Here is a 16,465-nt window from a genome sequence, read left to right on the forward strand (position 1 = left end):
ATGTTCCTTTGCTGATTATTGTCTGTCTAATCGAAGAAAATACGGATGGAAGACAATCGAGAAAGGTGGAAATTATGAGTCAAGGAACGTTTAACGATACTTTTTTAAAAGCCTGTAGAGGGGAAAAAACAGATCATGTTCCGGTTTGGTATATGCGCCAAGCAGGGCGTTCACAGCCGGAATACCGAAAGCTAAAAGAGAAGTACTCTTTATTTGAAATCACTCATCAGCCGGAGCTTGGGGCATACGTAACACGCCTGCCCGTTGAACAGTACGGAGTGGATGCAGCTATTTTATATAAAGATATAATGTCACCGCTTCCTTCAATTGGAGTGGATGTTGAAATCAAGTCAGGAATTGGTCCCGTAATTTCTAATCCAATTCAATCTTTAAGCGATGTAGAAAAACTAGGAGAAATTACGCCGGAAGAAGATGTTCCGTATGTATTAGATACGATTAAGCTGTTAACAACAGAACAGTTAAACGTACCTCTAATTGGCTTTGCGGGTGCTCCTTTTACAGTGGCAAGCTATATGATTGAAGGAGGACCTTCAAAAAATTACAATAAAACAAAAGCATTTATGTATACGGAACCTAAAGCATGGTTTGCACTAATGGATAAGTTAGCAGATATGACGATTACATATGTAAAAGCGCAAATTGACGCTGGGGCAAAAGCCATTCAAATCTTTGATTCATGGGTAGGTGCTTTAAATGTAGCGGATTATCGTTACTTTATAAAACCTGTTATGGAGCGAATTTTCACCTCTTTACGTGAAAAAAATGTACCGCTCATTATGTTTGGAGTAGGGGCAAGTCATTTGGCAAAAGAATGGCATGATCTGCCACTGGATGTAGTGGGATTAGATTGGCGAACGCAGCTGGATGAAGCACGTGCATTAGGCTTAACAAAAACACTGCAAGGAAACTTAGATCCTGCTATTTTGTTAGCTCCATGGGAAGTTATTGAAGAACGTGTAACAGAAATATTAGATAAAGGGATGGCCAGTCCTGGTTACATCTTTAACTTGGGGCACGGCGTTTTTCCACAGGTTCAGCCGGAAACGCTGAAGCGTTTAACAACCTTTATTCATGAATATTCTGCAAATAGACAATAAATTGTCAAATAATTTGGAGCGCTAAACTTTGAATTTTTCTTTTTATTCATGGCAAAATGAAGACAAGTATTGAATCTAACAAAGAGGTGTCGAACACATGAGTAAAAAAGTAATGGGATTACTTGTAATGGCATATGGAACGCCATATAAAGAAGAAGATATTGAACGTTACTATACACATATCCGCCGCGGACGTAAACCTTCACCGGAAGCCTTAGAAGATTTACAAAACCGCTACGAAGCAATCGGAGGCATTTCACCTCTTGCAAAAATTACGCAACAGCAAATGGAAAGTCTGGAAAAGCGCTTGAATGAAGTGCAGGATGAAATTGAATTTAAAGCGTATCTTGGCTTAAAACATATTGAACCGTTTGTTGAAGATGCAGTAGAAGCCATGCATAAAGACGGAATTAAAGAAGCGGTCAGCATTGTGCTTGCACCTCACTTTTCAACGTTTAGCGTAAAATCCTATAATGGGCGCGCCAAAGAAACGGCTGAAAAATTAGGAGGACCAATCATTCATTCAGTAGAAAGCTGGTACAGTGAGCCAAAGTTCATTCAGTACTGGGCTACACGTGTTAAACAAACGTTTGATTTAATAGACGAAGAGAAACGCCAAAAAGCCGTGTTGATTGTTTCTGCGCATAGCTTGCCAGAAAAAATTATTGCAGCAGGAGATCCATATCCAAATCAGCTTCAAGAAACAGCGGATTTAATTGCACAAGCAGCTGGTATTGAACATTACGAAATTGGCTGGCAAAGTGCTGGAAATACGCCTGAGCCATGGATAGGTCCTGATGTCCAAGATTTAACAAGAGAATTGCATGAAGAAAAAGGCTATACGTCGTTCGTCTATACTCCGGTTGGATTTATCGCAGACCACTTAGAAGTTCTTTATGATAACGACTATGAATGTAAAGTGGTGACGGATGAAATTGGGGCTGGTTATTACCGCCCTGAAATGCCCAATGCACAGCCTGAATTTATCGATGGGTTAGCTACAGTTGTGTTAAAACGAATTGCCCGTTGAGTTAATATAGATTCTTTGTACGTTGAACAGGGACGAAAAGTAACTTATAATCAATATAAAGAAAAGTAAGAAGCGAGCTATGGATTTCCATAATCGCTTCTCTTTATATTGAATTTTACAGAAAAGGCGATGATAACATGACGGATAGACGAAAAAAGGTTGTCATCATCGGTGGAGGAATAACAGGTCTTTCAGCTGCCTATTATTTGCAAAAAAAAATAAAGGATCATCAGCTGCCAATTGATCTTCAACTAATAGAAGCGACGCATCGGCTTGGTGGAAAAATTCAAACGGTTAAACGAGACGGGTATTTATTTGAAAAAGGTCCGGATTCATTTTTAGCGCGTAAGCTAGCTGCTACAAAACTGGCAAAAGAAGTGGGGCTAGGTAGGGAGCTAGTCGGAAATGAAAAGGGAAAATCCTATATTCTAGTAAAAGATACACCGCATGCGCTGCCTGATGGTGCTGTAATGGGGATACCAACCAAGTTATCTCCTTTTATCACAACAGGGTTATTTTCACCTGTTGGCAAGCTGCGCGCAGCAGCTGATTTTTTTATACCGAAGACAAAAAATCAGGATGACCGTTCGCTAGGCGTATTTTTTAGAAGACGGTTTGGTGATGAAGTTGTTGAAAATTTAATCGAACCTCTATTATCAGGAATTTACGCAGGAGACGTTGATCGTTTGAGTTTAAGATCAACATTTCCACAGTTTTTGCATGCTGAACATAAGTACAGAAGCTTAATTGTTGGAATGAAAAAGCTAAAAGAAATTCACCCACAGCACGGTGATGATTCGGAGTTTAAAAAAAATAGCGTCTTTTTAACATTAAAAGAAGGTCTTCAATCGCTAGTAGATGGGGTAGAAAAAGCAATAGATCCTGATATTATTACAAAAGGAATAAAAGTAGAGAAAATTTATAAAGAAGATACCACATATGAATTATCGTTAAATAGCGGGAAAGTCATAAAAGCAGACAGCGTTATTGTAACTTCTCCTCATGCAGCTGCTCAGTCTATGCTTTCGGAATATAAAATATTCGAACCGTTGAAGCATATGCCTTCCACTTCAGTAGCTACTGTTGTGATAGCCTTTGCACAAGAAGCGCTGCAAGACAATCTAGATGCAATGAACATCGCCGTTTCAAGAAATAGCGATTACACGATTACGGCGTGCACGTGGCTAAATAAAAAGTGGCCGCATGCGGTTCCGGAAGGAAAAGTGCTGCTGAGATGTTTAGTTGGACGAACCGGGGATGAAGCTGTGGTGGATCAGCCTGACGATGAAATTTTCAAAATTGTCCTGGAGGATTTGAAGAAGCTCATCACAATTTCTGCTGAGCCTGAATTTTACGCGGTAACGAGATGGAAGCAGTCAATGCCTCAGTATACGGTCGGACATCACAATATGCTAGATACAATGAACGAACAGCTTGAAAAAGAGCTGGCCGGTCTTTATGTAGCGGGAAGCTCATACGAAGGTCTGGGTATACCAGAATGTGTAGAGCAAGGAGAAGATGTGGCTAAAAAAGCGGTTAAATATGTGCAGCAACTGTAGAAGTGGAGCGGTGAATCAATGCTCCGCTTTTTTGTCTACTACCTGTAGAGAAAGGTTATACTAAGAGAAGAGATTGTGGTTGAAAAGCAAAAGAAAATTATGCTATAGTAAAACCGTACTTGTTGACTGAAATATTCATTTGGTCAGAAAGAAGGGGATAACGTGGCTATAGACCGAAAGCAATCAGTTGTTGATGCAGCGTCAAAATCATTTGCGCTGTTTGGGTATAAAGCAACGACTATGGAGCAAGTGGCGAAGCTTGCAAATGTCGGAAAAGGAACGATTTATACTTTTTTTAAAAACAAAGAAGAGTTATTCGATGAAATTGTTACACGAATGATTCGAGAAATGACAGATGCAGCTGAAACTGTCATTGATAGCAACCGTCCTTTTTTTGAAAATGCCCAAGCAGCTATTTTTCGAATCTTAGAATTCCGCACTGAGCATCAGCTCATGCTGAAGCTGGTACAGGAACAGCAGTTAGGCACTACAGCAGTGCAAGAAGTGCTGGTGCGAGTAGAAGAAGAGATTTTGACTTATATAAAAAACAAAATCGAAATTGCGATTTCTAAAAAAGAAATCAAACCGTGCAACCCGGAGCTCACAGCTTTTTTACTATTTAAAATGTACATTGCACTCGTCTATGATTGGGAAAAACGGCATGAGCCGCTTTCAGAAGAAAAAATTGCTGAATTAATTGAACTATACTTTTTACGCGGTCTGTCTCAGTGAGATGGGCTTTTTTTATAGAAAAAACAAAAAGGGTCTCATGACGAGACCTTTTTTATTGTTCATTATCATCTTTTTTTACACCGTTTAATTCTGTATTTCCTGTTTTTGCATCTTCTTCTTTTTGCTCTACTTCTTTTTCGCCTTCTTTTTTAAGATCGAAGTAAGCTTTTATCACGTCACCGGTAACAGTTTTACTTAACGTGTTAGATGTACCGGCTACATAAGCAGAAGGAATAACAACCGCTACTGCTACTTCCGGATTATCATAAGGTGCGTATGAAACGAATGTAGAGTTACGAACGCTTACGCCTTTATTAAAGGTTTCCGCGGTACCAGACTTACCAGCAATATTATACTGACGGTATTTTCCTGTATTAAGTAAACGTCCTGTACCATGTGACCCTGTAACTACTTGGCGAAATCCTTGTTTGACAAGGTTAATTTCTGATTGGCCCATCGTAATACGGTTTAACACTTCTGGTTCAACAGAACTTTGAATACTTCCTTTTAGTTCGCTATCAAGCTCAGGTTCGCGGATTTCTTTTACTAAGTGCGGCTTCATACGATATCCACCGTTAGCAATCGTTGAGATATACTGAACAAGCTGAAGCGGTGTGTACGTATCATACTGTCCAATACCAAAATCCAGTGCTTTACCTGGTTCGTTTGTTACGGTATTGCGAATACCCGTTGATTCGTTTTCTAATTCGATGCCCGTTGAAATTCCAAGACCAAACTGGCTATAGTATGAGCGCAGCTTATTAAAGATAGACGGTGGAATGTTCAGTTTACCACCAGGGCGGTACGTTTCACCAGCCATGCTCATAACCGTACGGTACATAAACACGTTTGACGATTGTTCCAAAGCATTTTGGATCCCAGTTGCTCCAATTGGGTGAGACGACTTTTTAATTGTTCCGCCAGCAAACTTCAGCGGCGCATCGTAAAAAACCGTACCAGGCTGAATAGCTCCTGAATCAAGTCCTGCTAGAACGGTCGCTCCTTTAACCGCGGAACCTACTTCATAAGAAGTGGTCATGTTACCAAGAGCAAAGTCTTGTACTTTACGTGCTCCGGTTTGCTTATCAGTAACAAGCTGTTTTCCGCCCATCGCTAAAATGTCTCCCGTGTGAGGGTCCATCATAATAGCAAACGCGCGATCCATTAATCGTGAACCAGCAGCACCGGATGTCACAGCTTTTGTTAAAATATCCTCAACTTGCTTTTGAAGTTCCATATCAATCGTTAAAATTAAGTCACTGCCGCGCTGACCTTCAGTAACGGTCTCCTGACTAACTAAGTTGCCAGAGCGGTCCGTTACGTTTTGCACGCGAGCTTTTTGACCGCGAAGAACGTCTTCATACTGCTTTTCTAAATAACTTTTTCCTACTCGGTCGTTACGGCTGTAGCCGTGGGACAAGTAGTACTGTAAGTTTTCGCTCGGCAATCCTTCATCAGCTGATGTGATTTTACCAAGCAGGGTACTAAGTAAGTCGTCGTATGTATACATACGGTCCCAGTAAGTTGTCGTATCAACGCCTGGTAATTCACCCAGCTGCTCACTAATGACGGCAAGCTCTTTATCGGTTAATCCGCTTTTAATAATTTGAGCAGTTAACGCGTAGCCGCCTTCCATCTTACTTTTAATAGCAATCACTTCAAGGTCATCTTTCACCGATAAAAGTTCATTTTTTGTGATGCGCTTTAGCTGAAGAGGATACAAATCATCTTCAGAAAGTTGACCTTCTTTTACTTTTTGCTTATCCGCTGCGGTAATTTTTTTCGCAGCTGCTTTTGGATGAGTTGCAATCCAATAATCTTTTAAGTCGCGTTCTGTTAGCTTAATCGTATTTTTATCTTTCTTTTTATCCGATTTGCCAAACACGTCTGTTGTAACAGGAACATCAATAAGAGTGGCAAGCTTTTTAGCTACTTTTAGCTTGTCTTCTTGAGTGACGCCTTTCAAACGCGTGTACGTGACAGCGTTCAACGGTTTATTATCCACGATAACGCGGTCATAGCGGTCTAGCATCTTTCCGCGAGGAACCGGTGAATCTACCGTTTCATCTTCTGTTTTTTCAACTTCTCGTTTATAGTTCTCTCCGTACACAATCTGTACGAAGCCTAATCGTAAAATGAGTGCAGAAAAAAGCAGGAAAACCACAATAAACAGCCAGTTAATTCGAAATGAGACATGTGTTTTTTTGCGCTTTTTAGTTTTCATGTAAACCCCTTCACTTTGTTTATACAAGTTAAAAAAATTCATAAATTTTCTTATGAATCTATCACTCTACATATTAACATAATTTTGTCTATAAATGTTATTAGGTGGAATAAAACAGGCAAAAAATTTATAGGGATTTTTGCGAAAGAAGAGAGACCTGTCGAAGGGTGCTGAAGGGGGTGTTCAATATTTTCCACTCGGTTGTTCAATATTGTTACCTGTTCAAATGTCCTAGAATCGGTAAAATAAAGAGAGATAGATATCAAGGGGGGCAAAACGAATGAAAATGAAAAGGCTTTCAATAATGTCTGGCGTGTTAGCAACATCACTTTTATTTGCGACAGCATGTTCAAACTCAGGTACGGATTCAAAAGCAAGTAAATCAACAGGCTCAGGTGATCAAGTTGTTATTGATATGTTCCAGTTCAAAGTGGAAATTGCAGATCAGCTGAAAGAATTAACGGATGAATATACAAAAGAACATCCAAACGTAAAGTTTAACATCCAAACAGTCGGCGGAGGCGCGGACTATGGTGCAGCATTAAAAGCACAGTTTGCCTCTGGAAATGAACCTGATATCTTTAACAATGGAGGGTTCCAAGAAGCGCAAACGTGGAAGGATAAATTAGAAGATTTATCTGATCAGCCGTGGGTAGATAATCTGTATGATATCGCCAAAGAACCGATGACAATGGACGGGAAAATTTATGGTCAGCCGCTAAACTTAGAAGGTTATGGTTTTATTTATAATAAAGATTTATTTGAAAAAGCAGGCATTAAAGAATTACCTAAAACGCTGTCAGAATTAGAAGCAGCTTCTAAAAAGCTTAAAGCAAAAGGCATTACGCCATTTTCTAATGGATACGGCGAGTGGTGGGTGCTAGGTAACCATTTATTTAATATTCCAATGGCACAGCAAGACGATCCAGATGCGTTTATTAAAGGTCTAAACGAAGGGAAAGCAAAATTTGAAGGCAATGAAACGTTTAAGCAATTTATGAATCTGTTCGATTTAACGTTAAAGTATGGAAATAAAAATCCACTAACGACAGACTACAATACACAAGTTACTCAATTTGCTTCTGGTGAAACAGCAATGATGCAACAAGGTAACTGGACGGTAAATATGATTACGAAAATTAATCCGGATATGAAAATGGGCTTTATTCCAATGCCAATCAGCAACGATACAAAGAAAAATGATAAACTAGCAATCGGAGTTCCAAATAACTGGGTAGTGAACAAAAATGCGCCAGATGCAGATAAAAAAGCAGCGAAGGAATTCTTAAATTGGATGGTTTCTTCTAAAGAGGGTCAAAAATTCTTAGTTGAAAAGTTCAAGTTCATTCCAGCGTTCAAAAACATCGATGGAAAAGGAATCGATTCTTTATCTGATGATATCTTAAAATACTCTGAAGAAGGTAAAACATTATCTTGGAACTGGTTTAAGTATCCGGAAGGAACGGTTCAAGAAGTCGGCGCAGCAATGCAGTCTTACGCAGGCAAGCAAATGACGGAAGAAGAGTTTATGAAGAAATTAGATACAATTTGGGCAAAAATGAAAAAATAAACAAGAAGTCCGCGTGGAAAACGCGGACTTTTTTGGTGTGAAAAAATAGCTGGTTAGATTCATAGCTATGAAAAAATAATAGTTAATTGAAAGCGCTTTTAATGTATAATAATAGTCATAATGTATGACATTAGTCAAAGGAGGTTATTTGTGAAAGGCTGGAGCATACGCAAGAAATTAATTTTGTTTTTCTTATTCGCAACGGTTATTCCATTTTTAATTTCGACGATTTTTACGTATCAATACACAAAAGAAACGGTTAAGAACCGATTTATTTCTACCAACTATCAAGTTATTAAAAACGGAAGCAATGATTTGAGCGATTACTTAAATGAAATTGCTAATATTACAAAAAGGCTGTACGGCTACCACCCATTTATCAAAGTGTTAGATGAAGGTGTATCAAGTGACTTAGGAGCCAATCAACTGGAGATATCACGAACTCTTCTTTATTTATATAATACTCGTCCAGAGATTGAACAAATCCATCTTTACATTGAAAACGGGCATGACTCATATACAGCTTATAATTCGAAAGTGAGCAGCAGAGGGAAGTACGATGATATTTACACTCAGCCTTACTATTCTTATTTAAATAAAAATCATAAATTTCTTGTGATTGAGCCTACCCATGAAATTTATAGCTACAATAATTTATCAACGTTAATTGATTCACTGCCGAATCAAGTTATTAGCTTTCATCAGCGGATTGATGAGATTCCATCAGACAAGTTGTTAGCTTATCTATCTTTAGACATTAATATGACACAAATTCAATCTATATCGCAGCGTCTATATAATGAAGAGTCAGAAGATTTTTATTTAATGAACAATAAAGGGAAGGTTTTGTATTCCTCTGATTCAAAGGTTATTGGAAATAATGAAAATTACGCGTGGGTGAAGGCGCTCACTTCTCAAAAAGACCATAGCATGGAATGGGAAGATAAAAGCTTCTCAGGCGTATTAATGTATGAAAAGCTTAAACAGCCCTTTGAGGACTTGTACATTGTGAAACGAATTCCTTACAGTGTTTTATATGAGGATGCAAGAAAGACAGCACTTATGAATGTATTAATTGGCCTGCCATTTCTGTGTATGCTCGTTATCGCTACGCTTTTTATATCAGTACGTTTTACACAGCCGATTAACGTATTGATTCGCAATATGAAAGAAGTGGAAAAAGGATCATTTGAGGTGCGGTTTAAATCGCTTGGAAACGATGAATTTGGTGTTTTAGGAAGGCATTTTACCTCTATGGTAGAAACAATTAATGACTTGATTGAACGTAAATTTCGATTGGAATTAGAAAATAAATCAACGCAGCTAAAAGTGCTGCAGTCACAAATTAATCCGCATTTTTTATACAACGCATTTCAATCGATTGGAACTCTTGCTCTTAAGCATAAAGCAGTTGAAGTATATTCTTTATTAACCTCACTTTCGCACATTATGCGTTACAGCATGAATATGAAAGAGGATATCGTTAGCTTAAAGCAAGAAGTCGATCACGTAAAAGCTTTTTTAAGTCTGCAAAAGCAGCGGTTTGGTTCAAAGTTTGAGTATGAGTTAAATATTGAAAAAGAGGCAGAGCTTATGCGAATACCGAAAATGATTTTGCAGCCTCTTGTTGAGAATTCTTTTAAGCATGGATTCGAAACCCGCACAGGGAGCGGAAAGCTGTTTATTTCAGCGGATTTGAACGGCGAAGAACTGATTCTAACTGTTTCTGATAACGGAAAAGGGATAGGGCAACAAGAGTTGAATCAATTAAAAACGAGACTTCAGCAATCGTATAATCAAACAGATGAGCATATTGGATTGCAAAACATTTATGAACGACTTCGCATCTACTATGGAGATCATGCTTCAATGCAAATTAGCAGTCAAGAAAATCACGATTTTACCGTTGTCATAAAGCTAACAACAATTGAAGAAAAGAGGGATAGTGATGAAAGTATTAATCGTGGATGATGAAGAGCATGTAAGAGAAGGAATAAAGCTGCTTGGACAGTGGGAAGAGCATGAAATTACAGATGTGATAGAAGCTGATAGCGGTGAGCAAGCGATTGCGCTTATCGAGGATCACGGACCGGAAATCATTTTTACTGATATGAAGATGCCTAATATCGATGGAATTGCTTTGTTGGAGTGGATTAAAGAGAATTCACCTTCTAGCAAAACAATTGTGGTAACAGGGTATGATGACTACCACTATATGCGTAAAGCTATTCATTTTGGAAGTACGGATTATATTCTAAAGCCAGTGGATCCTTCGATTTTAAACGATACGCTTATACGAGCTGTAACTCAATGGAAGAAAGAAGAAGAGTCTAGAAAAGTCCATAATAGCAGATACCGTTTAATCAATGAAATGAAGCCGATTTATCGAGATCGAAAACTTACGCAGTTAATGAACAATTATTTGCTAAATCAATCAATCTATGAAGAGTTTGGTTTCCATCTGACTAGAGAATATGAAGTGGGGATTGTACGTGTAGATGAATCCATTATTCGTTCTTTTGGCGGTGACCGGGATTTAGCCTATTTTTCAATTTTAAATGTAATCAATGAAATGCTGATGGCAGAAGAAAATGGGGTAGCCTTCCGTTATTTATCAAATAAGTGGGAAATTATCATTATATTTTGGAATGATTTTGAACGTATAACCTCTTTGCTGACGACTTTACATACAGCAATTCGCCGTACGTTAGACGTGAGCTGTCGGATTGCAAGAGGGTGCAAAGTCTCTTCTATTGATCAGCTAATGAAATCCTATGAAGATGCGAAAAATTCGCTTTTATTAAGCAATGTTCTTGATCAAAATAAAGTGAAGGTCTACGGCGAGGAAGACGTTTTAGCAAGTGCTTTATTAATAAATATGATGGACTATAACAGTAAAATTGAAGAAGCGCTGCAAGTCGGGAAGTTTGAAGCCTTTTTGCCGGTATTCAACGAAATTATCACAGCTTTTGAAGCGCAAAATTATCTCTCATTAAAGCAAATTCTGCATTTTGAGCAGGAATATCAGCTGTTAAGCCAACATTGGTTAAAAAGATATCACATTCCTTATACGATAAATAACGGTCCTGAATATGTTCTTTCTTTTTTCTATAACCAAGATGGGCAGTTTCAGCTAGCAAAGTATGTAGAGAGAAAGAAGCGTGAAGTAAAGCGCTTTTTAAAAGTAGTAAAAAGGTATAGCAAGCAAAACAATCGCGACGTTATTTATGAAATCGAACAATATTTGCAGCAAAATTTTCATCGAGATGTGAAGCTTCAAGAAATATCGGAACGTTTCTATCTAAGCCGTGAATACATTTCGAGAAAGTTTAAGCAAGAATTTCAAGAAAACATTTCAGATTATATGGTGAAAGTCAGAATGAATAAAGCCAAATCACTTTTACTAAATGAAGAACTAAAAATCTATGAAATTGCGAATATGATTGGATATCATGATGATAAATACTTTCGAAAAGTGTTTAAAAAAGTAGAAGGCATTACGCCAAACGAGTATCGCAGTTTGACCGTATAAAAAAAGCTGAAACTGTTTTATAACAGTTTCAGTTTTTTTTATTTCATGATATCTAGACAGTGATCACATTTGTTTCCGTAGCATTCATGCTGTTCCTCGATGTCGTTTCCGCATTCTACGCACTTTTTATTGGGTAATCTTTTGAAAAATTCAGTCATTTTTTCTAGCATTTTAAATCCCCTCCGTTGTTTTTGTTACTAACATTGTATTATAACAGATGGTAAAATGTCAATTATGTTTTATAACAATTTAGCCTATTTTGCTATTCTAAGTGGTTATTTGTTATATAACAATGAGTTATTTCGATAAAATGGCCGAAACGAGTGCCTTTCAGTTAGTTTTCAAAAAAAAGTAGGGTATACTGAACGTAATAAAAATAGTACGAAAGGGTGATTGAAATGAAAGTAACTGTTATTGGTTTTTGGGGAGGATATCCTGCGGTTTCAGAAGCTACTTCTAGCTATTTAGTGGAGCACGATGGATTTCAGCTGCTCGTTGATTGTGGAAGCGGTGCATTGGCTCAGCTGCAAAAATATGCAAAGCCAGAAGAAATAGATGCTATGATTTTATCTCATTATCATCATGATCATGTGGCTGATGTCGGAGTATTTCAATATGCTCGCCTCATTCAGACTCATCTAGGAAACGCTGCTAAGGAACTTTCTATTTATGGACATACATATGATCAGGAAAGCTTCAACAAACTTACTCATAAAGGAATTACTAAAGGGGTAGAGTATGATCCGAGTCAAAAACTTGAAGTTGGGCCTTTTACCATTGAATTTATGAAAACGAAACATCCAGTCGTTTGTTATGCCATGAGAATAAGCGCCGGCAATCAAACTGTCGTGTACACAGCGGACTCTAGTTATTTAGAAGAGTTTGTTTCCTTCTCAGAAGAAGTAGATCTTCTTATTTGTGAATGTAATTTTTATGCCAATCAAGATGGAAGAGGCGCTGGACACATGACAAGTACAGAAGCCGGTACACTTGCTTCAAAAGCAAGTGTCAAACACCTCATGCTTACTCACCTTCCGCACTATGGAGAACATCAACAGCTAGTAGAGGAAGCCGCTGCTCATTATAGAGGTACGCTTACGTTAGCTGAATCAGGATATGTATGGGAATAACAAGGAGGAAAATGAATGTTATTTATTGATAATCAAAAAAATTATGATCCCCGAATTAACTTAGCAATTGAAGAGTATGCGCTCAAGCATCTAGACATCAATGAGACATATCTGCTGTTTTATATTAATGAACCTTCTATTATTATTGGGAAAAACCAGAACACCATTGAGGAGATTAATACAAAATATGTTGAAAATCAGCAAATTCATGTAGTGAGACGTCTGTCTGGAGGCGGTGCCGTTTATCATGATAAAGGAAATTTAAACTTCAGCTTTATTACGAAAGACGATGGAAATAGCTTTCATAATTTTAAAAAGTTTACCGAGCCTGTCGTGGAAGCGTTAAAGAAATTAGGAGTTAATGCTGAGCTAAGCGGACGAAATGATTTAATGGCCGAAGGACGGAAAATTTCTGGAAATGCTCAGTTTTCAACGAAAGGGAGAATGTTCAGCCATGGAACTCTTCTTTTTGATTCAGAGATTGAAAACGTCGTATCAGCGCTAAAAGTAAAAAAAGATAAAATTGAATCCAAAGGCATTAAGTCTATTCGAAATAGAGTAGCAAATATCAGCGAATTTTTAGAACAGAAAGTAACGGTGGAAGAATTTAGAGAAATGCTGCTTCGGTATATCTTTGACGGAGAAGAAAATATAACAGAATATAAACTAACGGAAAAAGATTGGGAAACGATTCATCAAATTTCTAAAGAGCGCTATCAGTCATGGGATTGGAACTATGGAAAATCACCTAAATTTAACTTACAGCACTCTCACCGCTTTCCTGTGGGACAAATTGACGTTCGTTTAGAAGTGAATAAAGGAAAAATCGATGCTTGCACCATTTACGGAGATTTCTTTGGAGTGGGGGATGTCCAGGAAGTACAGGAAAAATTAACAGGTGTTCGTTATGAAAAAGCTTCTATTGAACAAGCCTTAGAAGACATCGATATTCCACATTATTTTGGTAATATTACAAAAGAAGAGTTTGTTGAATTAATCTATTAAGAAAAAAGTCTGCTACATCAGGCTTTTTTTCTTTTTAAACAGATGAGTCTTGTCAATAGAACAGCAGTAACATTATAATAGAATAGAAGAAGTAAGAATTTTTACATTATTATGACTTAATAATGAATGGGTGTTCATTCATTCGTTATTAAAAGGAGGAAGTTATGAGATGAATTTGTCAGCACAGCTTCATAAAACAGCTGAGCAATTTCCACAAAAATCGGCATATGTTTTTATGGACCAGGAAACATCTTATGCAAATCTTGATGCATCGGTATCTAAGTTTGCTAATGGTCTGAAGCAATTAGGTGTAAAAAAAGGAGATCATATCGCTTTGATTGTCGGCAACTCGCCTCATTTTGTTATTGGATTGTACGGTGCTCTTCGAGTAGGAGCTACTGTTATACCCATTAATCCTATTTACACAGCGGATGAAATTAGCTACATGCTTCAGGATGGAGATGTAAAAGCAGTTATTGCGGTTGATTTACTTCTCCCTATTTTAAAGAAAATCATTGGACACACTCCATTTTTGGAACATGTTATCTTATGTGAAACGACAGATACAGTCGGAAATATACCTTCTTATTTTCACACGTTTTCGCAAGTTGTAAACAGAGGGGAAGCTACATATGATTTTCTGGAGTTAAAAGAAGAAGATGTGGCCATCATTCTGTATACGTCAGGAACGACTGGAAAACCAAAAGGAGCTATGCTTACACATAAGAATATTTATTCAAATGCTCAAGACGTAGCAGATTATTTAAGTATAAATGGGAATGACCGAGTCGTAGCTGCTTTGCCGATGTTTCACGTATTTTGTCTAACTGTTTCATTGAATGCGCCTTTAATGAATGGAGGAACGATATTAATTGAACCAAAATTCAGTCCATCTTCTATATTTGAATTAATTCAAAATCGACAAGCGACTATTTTTGCAGGCGTTCCCACAATGTATAATTTCTTACTTCAGCATGACAAAGGAAAAAAAGAGCACTTTCACACGGTAAGGCTTTGTATATCAGGCGGGGCATCAATGCCGGTGGCACTTCTAACCAATTTTGAAGGTAAGTTTGGGGTAATGGTAGCAGAAGGGTATGGATTATCTGAGGCTTCTCCTGTGACGTGTTTCAATCCGATTGACCGAGAGAGAAAAGCCGGTTCTATAGGCACCTCTATTATGAATGTTGAAAATAAAGTGGTAAACGAACTAGGAGAAGAAGTAGAAGTAGGACAAGTTGGCGAACTTATCGTCAAAGGCCCTAACGTGATGAAAGGGTATTACAAGCTTCCTGAAGACACGGAATATGCTCTCCGAGATGGTTGGCTGTATACAGGTGACTTAGCAAGAATGGATAAGGAAGGTTATTTTTATATCGTTGACCGTAAAAAAGATTTAATTATTGTAGGAGGATATAATGTTTATCCTCGCGAAGTAGAAGAAGTGTTATATGCGCATCCAGATATTGTAGAAGTGGCTGTTATCGGAGTCCCTGATCCTTCCTTAGGTGAATGTGTTAAGTGTTACGTGGTTTGCAATAATCAAGAAATAACGGAAGAGAAGCTTATTGCCTACTGCAAAGAGCACCTTGCTAAATATAAAGTGCCAAGTGAAATTGAATTTTTAAAAGAACTTCCTAAAAATACAACGGGAAAAATTTTACGGCGTGCACTGAAGCAACAAGTATCTCAGGAACGATGAAATGAAAGCGATTCCAATTTGGAGGTGGTAAAAGGATGTCATCTATTTCTTATGAAATGAAGGGACACGTCGCCCATGTGATACTGAACCGTCCGGAAGCGATGAATGCTTTTAATTACGATATGCTTAAAGAATTGGAAGAAGTAATTGAAGGAATTCGTATTCAAAAAGATATTCGAGTTGTGACGTTTAAAGGGGCAGGTGAAAAGTCTTTTAGTGTAGGGGCCGATTTAAAAGAACGTAAAACCCTCTCTGATCAAGAGGTAAAGCGCAATATTTACAAAATAGGAGAAGTGTTTTCGAAGATAGAGCAGCTTCCGCAGCCAACGATAGCAATCATCAATGGATATGCATTTGGAGGAGGAATGGAGCTGGCTTTAGCATGTGATTTCCGGATTGCTTCAACCGAAGCGCTTATGGGTTTAACGGAAACAAGCTTAGCGATTATACCAGGCGCAGGAGGAACACAGCGTCTCCCTCGGTTAGTTGGGGAAGCAAAAGCAATGGAACTAATTTTAACAGCTCAGCGTCTCTCGGCATCAGAAGCGAAAGAATGTGGTCTAGTAACGAAGGTGGCTCCTGGATACGAAATAGAAGAAACAATAGATATTTTTATCTCTCTTTTATTGAAAAATGGGCCAATTGCACTTCAGCAAGCAAAATTTGCTATCAAAGAAGGAATGAAGGCCGATTTGCAGACTGGTTTGCAAATTGAACGAAAAGCATATGAGTTAACGATTCCGACAGAAGATCGTCTAGAGGCGCTTCAAGCATTTGCTGAGAAGAGAAGACCTAGTTTTAAAGGGAAATAAGAAAGGGCTGTCTAATGGACAGCTCTTTTTTTAGTTTCTTCTATTCTATAA

General features: G+C 38.0%; 13 protein-coding genes. 11 read left to right on the top strand and 2 right to left on the bottom strand.

Translation table 11 applies throughout. From position 1 onward, the window contains the following. Nucleotides 1-74: 74 nt before the first annotated feature. The 4 genes from hemE (at nt 75) to Q5794_RS03215 (ending at nt 4,439) form a co-directional block, all read left to right on the top strand. Nucleotides 75-1,118: a uroporphyrinogen decarboxylase gene (gene hemE, locus Q5794_RS03200; protein ID WP_013055329.1), complete on the top strand. Its 1,044-nt coding sequence runs from the start codon at nt 75-77 to the stop codon at nt 1,116-1,118. A gap of 97 nt (nt 1,119-1,215) precedes the next feature. Further along, nucleotides 1,216-2,148 (top strand): ferrochelatase, encoded by a 933-nt coding sequence (gene hemH / locus Q5794_RS03205; RefSeq protein ID WP_268576088.1) that lies wholly within the window; start codon nt 1,216-1,218, stop codon nt 2,146-2,148. Between the two features lie 137 nt (nt 2,149-2,285). Then, nucleotides 2,286-3,707: a protoporphyrinogen oxidase gene (gene hemY, locus Q5794_RS03210; RefSeq protein ID WP_214989052.1), complete on the top strand. Its 1,422-nt coding sequence runs from the start codon at nt 2,286-2,288 to the stop codon at nt 3,705-3,707. 162 nt (nt 3,708-3,869) lie between these two features. Then, the gene (locus Q5794_RS03215) at nt 3,870-4,439 is read left to right on the top strand and encodes a TetR/AcrR family transcriptional regulator (RefSeq protein ID WP_013081690.1); all 570 of its coding nucleotides are present in this window, start codon (nt 3,870-3,872) and stop codon (nt 4,437-4,439) included. A gap of 52 nt (nt 4,440-4,491) precedes the next feature. Here Q5794_RS03215 and Q5794_RS03220 read toward each other — a convergent pair whose 3' ends face one another. Continuing rightward, on the bottom strand, nt 4,492-6,663 hold the full coding sequence (locus Q5794_RS03220; protein ID WP_214989053.1) for a penicillin-binding protein 2: 2,172 nt from the start codon (nt 6,661-6,663) through the stop codon (nt 4,492-4,494). 280 nt (nt 6,664-6,943) lie between these two features. Here Q5794_RS03220 and Q5794_RS03225 point away from each other — a divergent pair, with 280 nt between their 5' ends. The 3 genes from Q5794_RS03225 (at nt 6,944) to Q5794_RS03235 (ending at nt 11,765) form a co-directional block, all read left to right on the top strand. Next, nucleotides 6,944-8,233 carry an ABC transporter substrate-binding protein gene (locus tag Q5794_RS03225; RefSeq protein ID WP_214989054.1) on the top strand — a complete coding sequence of 430 codons (1,290 nt, stop codon included), beginning with the start codon at nt 6,944-6,946 and terminating at the stop codon, nt 8,231-8,233. A gap of 150 nt (nt 8,234-8,383) precedes the next feature. Continuing rightward, on the top strand, nt 8,384-10,204 hold the full coding sequence (locus Q5794_RS03230; protein WP_214989055.1) for a sensor histidine kinase: 1,821 nt from the start codon (nt 8,384-8,386) through the stop codon (nt 10,202-10,204). Continuing rightward, the gene (locus Q5794_RS03235; RefSeq protein ID WP_214989056.1) at nt 10,182-11,765 is read left to right on the top strand and encodes a response regulator; all 1,584 of its coding nucleotides are present in this window, start codon (nt 10,182-10,184) and stop codon (nt 11,763-11,765) included. The genes Q5794_RS03230 and Q5794_RS03235 overlap by 23 nt, the downstream gene beginning before the upstream one ends. 38 nt (nt 11,766-11,803) lie before the next feature. On the opposite strand, the gene yhfH is transcribed toward Q5794_RS03235, so the two are convergent. Continuing rightward, nucleotides 11,804-11,935 carry a protein YhfH gene (yhfH, locus tag Q5794_RS03240; RefSeq protein ID WP_013055337.1) on the bottom strand — a complete coding sequence of 44 codons (132 nt, stop codon included), beginning with the start codon at nt 11,933-11,935 and terminating at the stop codon, nt 11,804-11,806. A gap of 228 nt (nt 11,936-12,163) precedes the next feature. Here yhfH and Q5794_RS03245 point away from each other — a divergent pair, with 228 nt between their 5' ends. The 4 genes from Q5794_RS03245 to Q5794_RS03260 all read left to right on the top strand — a co-directional run bounded on the left by Q5794_RS03245 (nt 12,164) and on the right by Q5794_RS03260 (nt 16,414). Continuing rightward, the gene (locus Q5794_RS03245) at nt 12,164-12,895 is read left to right on the top strand and encodes an MBL fold metallo-hydrolase (protein WP_374988677.1); all 732 of its coding nucleotides are present in this window, start codon (nt 12,164-12,166) and stop codon (nt 12,893-12,895) included. Between the two features lie 15 nt (nt 12,896-12,910). Next, nucleotides 12,911-13,900 (top strand): lipoate--protein ligase, encoded by a 990-nt coding sequence (locus tag Q5794_RS03250; protein WP_214989058.1) that lies wholly within the window; start codon nt 12,911-12,913, stop codon nt 13,898-13,900. Between the two features lie 169 nt (nt 13,901-14,069). Further along, the gene (locus Q5794_RS03255) at nt 14,070-15,602 is read left to right on the top strand and encodes a fatty acid--CoA ligase family protein (RefSeq protein WP_192997960.1); all 1,533 of its coding nucleotides are present in this window, start codon (nt 14,070-14,072) and stop codon (nt 15,600-15,602) included. Nucleotides 15,603-15,637: 35 nt separating this feature from the next. Continuing rightward, complete coding sequence (locus Q5794_RS03260; RefSeq protein ID WP_043981729.1) at nt 15,638-16,414, top strand: enoyl-CoA hydratase-related protein; 777 nt, start codon at nt 15,638-15,640, stop codon at nt 16,412-16,414. The last annotated feature ends 51 nt before the right edge of the window (nt 16,415-16,465 follow it).

Source organism: Priestia megaterium, assembly GCF_041941685.1.
Lineage (GTDB): Bacteria > Bacillota > Bacilli > Bacillales > Bacillaceae_H > Priestia > Priestia megaterium_C.

Bases quoted from the DNA above. Each gene is read 5' to 3' on its own strand.
- Q5794_RS03220 (WP_214989053.1), bottom strand. From the start codon at position 6,663: ATGAAAACTAAAAAGCGCAAAAAAACACATGTCTCATTTCGAATTAAC.
- hemY (WP_214989052.1), top strand. From the start codon at position 2,286: ATGACGGATAGACGAAAAAAGGTTGTCATCATCGGTGGAGGAATAACA.
- hemH (WP_268576088.1), top strand. From the start codon at position 1,216: ATGAGTAAAAAAGTAATGGGATTACTTGTAATGGCATATGGAACGCCA.
- Q5794_RS03245 (WP_374988677.1), top strand. From the start codon at position 12,164: ATGAAAGTAACTGTTATTGGTTTTTGGGGAGGATATCCTGCGGTTTCA.
- Q5794_RS03235 (WP_214989056.1), top strand. From the start codon at position 10,182: ATGAAAGTATTAATCGTGGATGATGAAGAGCATGTAAGAGAAGGAATA.
- Q5794_RS03260 (WP_043981729.1), top strand. From the start codon at position 15,638: ATGTCATCTATTTCTTATGAAATGAAGGGACACGTCGCCCATGTGATA.
- hemE (WP_013055329.1), top strand. From the start codon at position 75: ATGAGTCAAGGAACGTTTAACGATACTTTTTTAAAAGCCTGTAGAGGG.
- Q5794_RS03225 (WP_214989054.1), top strand. From the start codon at position 6,944: ATGAAAATGAAAAGGCTTTCAATAATGTCTGGCGTGTTAGCAACATCA.
- yhfH (WP_013055337.1), bottom strand. From the start codon at position 11,935: ATGCTAGAAAAAATGACTGAATTTTTCAAAAGATTACCCAATAAAAAG.
- Q5794_RS03255 (WP_192997960.1), top strand. From the start codon at position 14,070: ATGAATTTGTCAGCACAGCTTCATAAAACAGCTGAGCAATTTCCACAA.
- Q5794_RS03250 (WP_214989058.1), top strand. From the start codon at position 12,911: ATGTTATTTATTGATAATCAAAAAAATTATGATCCCCGAATTAACTTA.